Source organism: Streptomyces sp. NPDC002573, assembly GCF_042889625.1.
GTDB lineage: Bacteria > Actinomycetota > Actinomycetes > Streptomycetales > Streptomycetaceae > Streptomyces > Streptomyces gibsoniae.
In genome coordinates this window covers 1-7469 of record NZ_JBIARC010000109.1, presented here as the reverse complement: position 1 = coordinate 7469, position 7469 = coordinate 1, and the positions used below count along the sequence as shown (strand labels likewise).

The 7469-nt window shown below is 69.9% G+C and carries 7 protein-coding genes; 2 read left to right on the top strand and 5 right to left on the bottom strand.

Annotation, left to right across the window (positions count from 1 at the left end):
• Nucleotides 1–388 precede the first annotated feature (388 nt).
• Complete coding sequence (locus tag ACFYX0_RS43010; protein ID WP_388980114.1) at nucleotides 389–622, top strand: hypothetical protein; 234 nt, start codon at nucleotides 389–391, stop codon at nucleotides 620–622.
• Nucleotides 623–722: 100 nt separating this feature from the next.
• On the opposite strand, the gene ACFYX0_RS43005 is transcribed toward ACFYX0_RS43010, so the two are convergent.
• The 5 genes from ACFYX0_RS43005 to ACFYX0_RS42985 form a co-directional block, all read right to left on the bottom strand.
• Nucleotides 723–1070 carry a GNAT family N-acetyltransferase gene (locus tag ACFYX0_RS43005; protein WP_388980111.1) on the bottom strand — a complete coding sequence of 116 codons (348 nt, stop codon included), beginning with the start codon at nucleotides 1068–1070 and terminating at the stop codon, nucleotides 723–725.
• A gap of 272 nt (nucleotides 1071–1342) precedes the next feature.
• Complete coding sequence (locus ACFYX0_RS43000; RefSeq protein ID WP_388980108.1) at nucleotides 1343–3094, bottom strand: S8 family serine peptidase; 1752 nt, start codon at nucleotides 3092–3094, stop codon at nucleotides 1343–1345.
• 120 nt (nucleotides 3095–3214) lie between these two features.
• Nucleotides 3215–3658 carry a hypothetical protein gene (locus ACFYX0_RS42995; RefSeq protein WP_388980105.1) on the bottom strand — a complete coding sequence of 148 codons (444 nt, stop codon included), beginning with the start codon at nucleotides 3656–3658 and terminating at the stop codon, nucleotides 3215–3217.
• Nucleotides 3659–4152: 494 nt separating this feature from the next.
• Complete coding sequence (locus ACFYX0_RS42990; protein ID WP_388980102.1) at nucleotides 4153–6204, bottom strand: SpoIIE family protein phosphatase; 2052 nt, start codon at nucleotides 6202–6204, stop codon at nucleotides 4153–4155.
• A 277-nt stretch (nucleotides 6205–6481) separates the two neighbouring features.
• Nucleotides 6482–6601: a transposase gene (locus ACFYX0_RS42985; RefSeq protein WP_388980099.1), complete on the bottom strand. Its 120-nt coding sequence runs from the start codon at nucleotides 6599–6601 to the stop codon at nucleotides 6482–6484.
• Between the two features lie 362 nt (nucleotides 6602–6963).
• Here ACFYX0_RS42985 and ACFYX0_RS42980 point away from each other — a divergent pair, with 362 nt between their 5' ends.
• Entirely contained in the window at nucleotides 6964–7302 is a 339-nt protein-coding gene (locus ACFYX0_RS42980) for a hypothetical protein (protein ID WP_388980095.1), read from the top strand.
• Nucleotides 7303–7469 lie beyond the last annotated feature (167 nt).

Here is a 7469-nt window from a genome sequence, read left to right as displayed (position 1 = left end):
GGAGGGCGAAACCGCTGCCGAGGAAGCAGAGGAGTCCCCGGCCGAAGCATCAGAGGCAGAAGCTCCGGAAGCCCCTGCACCCGAGGAGGGCGAAACCACCGACGAAGAAGCAGAAGAGCCGCCGACTGATTCATCTTGATACAGCCCCGCCGCGGTCCCGCCCAGCAGGACGGGGCCGCCGCCTGTGACGCCGATGCGGGCACGGGAGGCGCAGCCGCGGCTGCCGCCTACCGCCGCGCCCGGCCGAGTGATTTCTGTGTGCCGCTCGGGCCCAGGCCAACGTGCCGCCCCCAGACGGCGGCGTGTCTTCACATACCGTCGAGGGGCGCTGACGGTTGCAGATGCCGGTGGCGGTCCTGCCCGGGAAGCCGTGAGGAGCTGAGCGTCCATGGCCGTGTGTGAGGTCTGCGGCAACGACTACGAGATGTCTTTCGAAGTGCACACCAAGGGAGCGGTCCATACCTTCGACAGCCTCGAGTGCGCCGCCCAGCAGATGGCGCCGATCTGCAACAACTGCCAATGCCGCATCCTCGGCCACGGCCTCCAGGCCGACGGGCAGTTCTTCTGCTGTGCGCACTGCGCCCGTCAACAGGGGAGAGCAGAGCTCGTAGACCACGCCTGACCCGCACGGCCCGAGCTGAGGCTGACCCTGCCTGGAGCGAGCACACCGTGGCCCCCGGCATCGGCCCGTCCAGGTGCCGGGCCGCTGGCGAGGCTTGTCCTCAGGCGTCCTCCCGCAGCACGCTGTACCGCTGTCGGCGACATACCGCACGCCGTCCCGCCACCGTCCGTCTCGGAACGCGATGCTGCGCAGGATGCCCTCCCGGGTGAACCCGATTCTCCGAAGCACGCTGTTCGGCGACGTTCTCGGCCTCGGTGTCCGCCTCGATCCGCACCACCGTGGTGTGCGCGAAGAGATAGCGCACCAGCGGCCGCTGCGCCTCGGACCCGAAACCCTGCCCCCGGGCTTCGGGCAACAGCGCTACGCGGACGTTCCAGTGGAACGAAGACGAGGCCGCCGCCACCTTCCGCGAGGCGACGAAACCCGAGGGCTCCGCGCCGCGCACCACCAGCAGGTGCCCCCATGCCGGCGTCAGCGGCCTGACCCGGTGGCCAGGCTGTGGTCGGGCCCCGCCTCGGTCTCACAGCCTCACGATGGCGGCACACCACCTCACCTCGTTGAGTCGGCGAACCCCAGGCCGGCGCTGCGCAACCACCGGGGCACGAAGGAGGCTATCGGGCCCCTGACGGAGCCCTGTGGTTCACCGAGATGGCCTGCGAGCCGAACGGCACCCGCTCCCTCGAGGCGGGTGCCGTTCCGTGTGCTTGTCCAGGTAGGGACCTACCCGACGATGGACAGGTCGTAGGGCGTAAGGGCCGGAGCGATGTGCACTCCCGGGACCAGCCACAGGGCGACGAGGGCGTCGGGAACACCGCGTCCGACCTGGGCCGCTTCCACCGTGCCCGGGGCGGCGAGCTGCCGGCAGCTCGCGGCGATGATCTCGAACAGGTGCCGCACCCGGCCGGGGCCACGGGGCAGCAATTGCCCGTGGAAATCCTCGTGGTGCGCGAGAACGAGGGCGGCCAGGCCGGCGACGTGGGCCGAGGCCGTGCCGGTGCCGTCGAGGGCCGTGTAGCCGCCCTGCGGCGCGCAGGACAGGACCGCCACACCGGGTGCGGCGGCGTCGACTCCGGGGCCGTAGCAGCTGAACGGCGCCACGAACAGGCCTTCCGGTGTCAGCTGGGGACCCGAATGGGTGGCTTGGGAGGTGTCGGGCGGGTACGAGCCGTAGGTGCCCAGCGCGCCCACGGTGAACAGGGTGGGCAGCGAGCCCGGGAAGGCGGCCGGTCCGCCGGTGTCGCCCGCAGGGGCGATGCAGGCGATGCCCGCCGCGTTGGCGTCGGCGAGTTTGCGTGACACCAGGGCCGAGGGATACGGGGTGGCCACCGCGATGTGGGCGATGTCGATCTCGTGTTCGATGCAGTGGTCGAGGGCGGCGATCAGGTCGCTGAAGTGCCCGTCGGGCAGCACCTTGCAGACGTCGATGTCGGCATCGACCGCGATGCCGATGATGCCCTTGCCGGTGTCCGCTGCGGCGATGACGCCCGCGGCGTGGGTACCGGTGCCCACCGTGTCCTGCGCCCAGCCCTCGGTGGTGCCGTGCACGAGATCGATCCCGGAGCGCACCTGTTGCTTCAGATCGGGGTGCTCGGCGCTGACACCCGAGCCGATGAGCGCGATCTTGATGCCGAACGCGCGGAATGTGGGGGGCAGCCGGTCCAGCCGCATGGCCTGCTGGCCCCAGCCGTACTGCTGCCGCTGTTCCAGTTCCGGGTACGCCTTGGCCAGGGGGGTGAGGGTGACGACGTTCTCCTGGGTCGCCGACAGGTCGGGGCGGTGGATCCAGCGGTCCGTGTAACCGCCCCTGGGCCGGATGTAGAGGGACTGGACGGACTGTTCGGATTCGGTCGCCAGTGTGATCGTGGCCGTGCCGTCGGCCCCGGTGATGCCCTGGGCCGGCCAGGTGGAGCCGATGATGAACACCCCGGCGCCGGCGAGTGGTTCGCCGTCCGGGCCGCAGACGCGCAGCGTGATGTCCACCGGTTCCAGGGGCATGACCAGCCCCGGATCACGCAGCGGCACGGCGCTGGCGGTCGGTGTGGCGAGGGGGCCGGGTGCGGACAGCGGCAGGTCCGGTTCGATGTGCACGTGCAGGGACCGCATCGCCGGCACCTGGGCCTCGGCCGCCTCGACGACCGCGATCTCCGGGCAGGAGGGCTGCAGTCCGGTCGACTGGAGCTTTTCCGACGGCCGGAGCCTGCGGGTCACTTTGACCTCGGGCATCCGCTCCAGCCGGTCGCACACCGCGTCCATGCCCAGTTCGGGCACTCCTAGGGGGAGCAGGTGCTGCGGCAGCGGCGTGACCATGTACCGCTGTCGGCGCGGCCGCACCGTGATCGGTGATGTTGCGCCCTTCTTGCGTGGTCCCGCTGCCTTCCCCTCGGGTTCCGGCCCACCCGCCGCCGCGCCCTCGAACTCGCTCTCGCGGTTGTTTGCGGGCCTTTCCTTGACCATCACGTCCACCTTCACCACGCCTACGTCGTACGTCGTCCTTGTGTTCCTGATCCGGCGACGGGCGGCTCGCGCTTCCCCGTCTGTGCGGTGGGCCCGGGAAGATTCCCCGGGCCCACCGCACGGAGAGCCGCCCGGGCGTCAGCCGATGCCGAAGGGCTGGCCCAACTGACCGAAACCGAAGCCGGGCTGCTGGAACTGCGGGAACTGCTGGCCGAACTGCTGCTGGCCGTACCCGCCGCCCCACTGCGGCTGGCCCTGCTGGCTCTGCTGGACCAGCGTCAGGATCGCGGTCGGCAGCGCCTGCTGCACGGACTGCTCCACGGCGCTGCGCACGCCCTGCTGCAGCGCGTGATGCAGGGCGACAGCCAGGTACGGGTGCGCCTGGTGGGCCAGGCCCTGCTGCTGCAGCTGCTGCTGGACCTGCTGGATCTGCTGCAGCGTCTGCTGCATGCGCTGCGCGACCTGCTGGCTCGCTTGCTGACACGCCTGCTGGATCGCCTGCTGGACCACCTGCGAGAGCTGCTGCTGCGGCGCGCCGATCTGCTGGCCGAACTGCTGCTGGAGGGGTGGGGTACCGGTCATCACCGACATGAATGCTCCATTCGACGCCAGGAGAAGCCGACGTAAGTGATTATGTCGGCTTTTTCTCAATGAATCCGACGCGTTGAAGCTATGGTGACGTCAGCTCGCCCGCAATTCGGGCGAGCCGCTCAGGGGGAGGAATCCCCCCGAACGGATCCGGTGCTCGTGCGGCAGTACTACAAGGCGCAGCCCGGACTGGCCTGCCCCACGCGGCGTCCTGGATACGGCCGCGGCCCGGCTCGATGAAACAGACCGCTGGCTGACATCGTGGAGATCTCGATGCGCGCCACGCTCGACGCTCTGGGTCGGCAGGCAGAGGCGGGGTGCCGTAGCGATCTCCACCACCGCCCGGCAGCCGAAGCCCGCCTCTTTCGCCCGGGCCGCAATGGCGGCGGCCGCCGGTGGTTGCGTGCGCAGGGCCGGGTCGGACCGGCCGCGGGCGACGCGGTGGCCCGGGGTGTGTAGGGCTGCGCGTGCAGCGGGCAGTCAACGAACTACCGGTAGCTGGGCCGGGCGAGGAGGACGGCGACGTCGTCTTGTGAGGGCGTGGGGAGCAGGTGAGAAAGGAGGCGGTCGCGGGTCTCCTCCAGTGTCCGGTTCGGTTTGCGCAGTGCTTGGGCGAGCCGGTCGAGGCCGTGGTCCAGGTCGGTGTGGTGGCTTTCGATGAGTCCGTCGGTGTAGAGGGCGAGGAGGGTGCCCGGTGGCAGTGGCACGTGCTCGGTGTCGAAGGGATCATCCAGGCCGGCGCCCAGTGGGGCACCGCAGGTGGCGTCGAGGAATCTGACCGTGCCGTAGGGGTCGGCGAGGGCGGGTGGAGGGTGGCCTGCTCTGGTGATCAGGCAGCTGGACGTGGCGGGGTCGTAGACGGCGTAGGCGCAGGTGGCCAGTTCGCAGTCGTCGAGATCGGCGACGGTGCTGTCCAGGTAGTGCAGCAGGCAGTCCGGTGGGACGTTCTGACAGGCCAGGGTGCGCGCCACGACGCGTAGTTGGCCCATGACAGCTGCGGCTCGGATGCCGTGGCCCATGACGTCCCCGATGATCAGGCCGGTCTTGCCGTCGGGCAGCGTGAGCACGTCGAGCCAGTCGCCGCCCACCTCGTTGTCGCTGCTGGCGGGCAGGTAGCCGCTTGCCAGCTCAAGCCCCGCCACGCTGGGCAGCGGCTTGATGAAACTGCGTTGCAAGGTGAGGGCCGCTTCGCGGCTGCTGGCATACAGGCGTGCGTTGTCGAAGGTCAAAGCGGCCCTGGCCACCAGCTCGTCGATGAGCACGGTGTCCTGTTCGTCGAACGGTTCACTGCGGTTGGTGATCACCAGGCCCAGCACCTTGCCCCGGGCATACAGCGGGATGACGCGCGCCCAGCCCGGCGAACCGGCGGCGAACAGGCCGCAGCCGGGGCGGGCCGGCACGGCCTTGAGCGCCGGCAGGGGCAGCGGCACCATGCGGGGACGCCCCTCGGTGAGAGAGGCCGTATACACCGAGTCCGGAGGGACGCGGTAGGTGACCTCGAGTGCGGGCTGCTGCGCCGGTGCAGCAGAACCTGGCCCTGCCACGGCCAGGCAGTGCAGCAGCCCATGCGCGGATACACCGACGTCGTCGGGGGCCAGCACTCCCTCCAGCAGGAGCACCTCGGCGGTGTCGGCGAGTTGGGGCACCAGCATCTGTGCCAGTGCTTGAGCTGCCTGCCGAAGGTCCAAGGTGGTGCCGATGCGCTCACCGGCTTCAGCCAACAGCGCGAACCGGTGGCGCGCCTGCTCGGCCCGCACGCGGTCGACCCGCCCCTGGGTGATGTCGATGACCGAGGCGATCACACCGAGTGGTTCGCCGTCGCTGTCGGTCAATTGGGCATAGGAACACGACCAGATGCGGTCTTGGTCTGGTCTGGCCGCAGTGCGGCCGGTCCGCAGGCCGACCACGGCGCGGCCGGTCTTGAGCACCTGCCGCATGGAGGCCTCCGCTGCCACATGGTCGATGCCGGGCACTACCTCGCCGATCCGCTTGCCCACATGCCCGGCTGCGGGCAGGCCGTTCATGGCGGCCAGCGCATCGTTGACCCGCACAAAACGCAGCTCGCAGTCAAAGAGCGCCAGGCCGATCGGCGACTGGCCGAACAGGCCCTCGAGGGCGGCCAGCGAGTCCCGCATCCGCCGCACGGCAGAGGTCACGGCGGCGATCACCAGCGTGCCAGGTCGCCCTTGGGGGTCGGCGATCGGAGAGATCCACATCTCCATCTCGACCAGATGCCCGTCCCTGTGCCGCACCGGATACGCCCCCACCACGGTCTCTCCCGCATGGGTCTGCGCAATGAGCTCCCGGGCCAGTTCCCGGTTGGACTCTGGAACCAGCAGAGAAATCCCGTCCTGGCCCAGCATGTCACCGGCCTGCCAGCCCAGCAGATCCTCCGCGGCCAGCGCCCACTGCCATATACGCCCGTCGTGATCACTGGCCCAGATCGCCATGGGGAGCAGGTCCCGGAACACCCCCGGATGTCCGACCACCGGCTGGGCGTGCACACCGGCACCGCCACCGGAATCCGATTGCTCGTCCATGCGGTGCACCATTTCGTCCGGCAGCCGCCAGTATCAGCGATCACAGTCCGCGACCAACAGACCATGATATATCCTCGCATTTTCCACCTAACGGCTCCTTCTGTCTTTGCGGCCCAGCACGGGCGGCGGAGACGTGAGGCACGACGCTCAGATCAGCACCGCCATCCCTCTTCTTCGGAGGGAATCCCCGCGTTCACGCGGGGACGGAACCCGATCCAGAACCCTGCGGCGCGGAGCGTCGCAGGGTCGCTTCGAAAGCTCCGCCACGGTGCCGTGCTCAGTCGGGGCGCTGCTGGTTTTCGATGTAGTCCTTGACCGACTGGAGCGGCGGGCCGCCGCAGGTGCAGGCGCAGTAGGAGCCGGACCAGAACCGGCCGGGCATGATCGCCCGGTGCACGTGGCCGGTGAACTCTCCTCCAGCCTGCGACCGGGAGGTGCCCCCAGCCGCAGGCGGCGACAGCCGACGCCCGGGAGGGAATCGACCAGGGTGGGCAGGGCGACCTTGGGCGGTAGCGCACCAGCAGATGTCCGTGATCCTCTTCGCCGTCGAACTCGACGCGTGGGCGTCGCAGTCTTCGTAGACCTTCCGCATGGCTCTTCGCAGCGCCCGTGCAGCGCCTGTCCGGCCTCGGGCACCTGCACCTCGGCTTCACGTCGTAGGGGCAGGCATGAGCGGCGGCGAGGAGTCGACCGGGCCCGGTCCGCGCTGGAGGCACCGCGGCAGAACGGCGGCGGCCAGAAGGTCAGCAGCCGCGGACCGTGCGGGCGGCGCGCCGGGACGGGCGCGAGCCGATGGGCCTCGGGGTCGCGATCGGCGCGCTGGTCACCGAGCGCGCGTGGGAGCTCCCGGCTGCCGGCGGGACGCTGCGTGAGCGGTGGGCCGCCATCGCTCCGGAGCTGGCCGGGCACGTCGCGGCCGTCGCCTTCGCCCCGGACTCCGCCGGCTCACCGTGTGCCCGGAGTCGTCGGCTGGGTGACGAAGACGCACTGTCCATGACCACTGACGGCGGGAGCGAGAGGTGGCATGAGTACGCGTACTCAGCTGTCACCGTGCCCCAGTGCGACGCTCGTCCGGTCGCCGAGGGCGGTGCGGTCTAGAAGTAGGAGGCCATTAGTACTGCAACCGCATCTGGGGGTTGTGGCCTCGACGTTTGTAGTGGGAGCGGCGGTCTCGGGCCTGGCTGTGTCTACGGAAGTGTGACCAGTGCAGATGGTGGTCGTTGGTGTGGTGGCGGGGTGTGATGACGATGTGCCCGATCAACCGG

What these genes read in the sequence shown, in the direction of transcription:
- ACFYX0_RS43010 (WP_388980114.1), top strand. Translation starts at nt 389, where the DNA reads ATGGCCGTGTGTGAGGTCTGCGGCAACGACTACGAGATGTCTTTCGAA.
- ACFYX0_RS42995 (WP_388980105.1), bottom strand. Translation starts at nt 3,658, where the DNA reads ATGACCGGTACCCCACCCCTCCAGCAGCAGTTCGGCCAGCAGATCGGC.
- ACFYX0_RS42990 (WP_388980102.1), bottom strand. Translation starts at nt 6,204, where the DNA reads ATGGACGAGCAATCGGATTCCGGTGGCGGTGCCGGTGTGCACGCCCAG.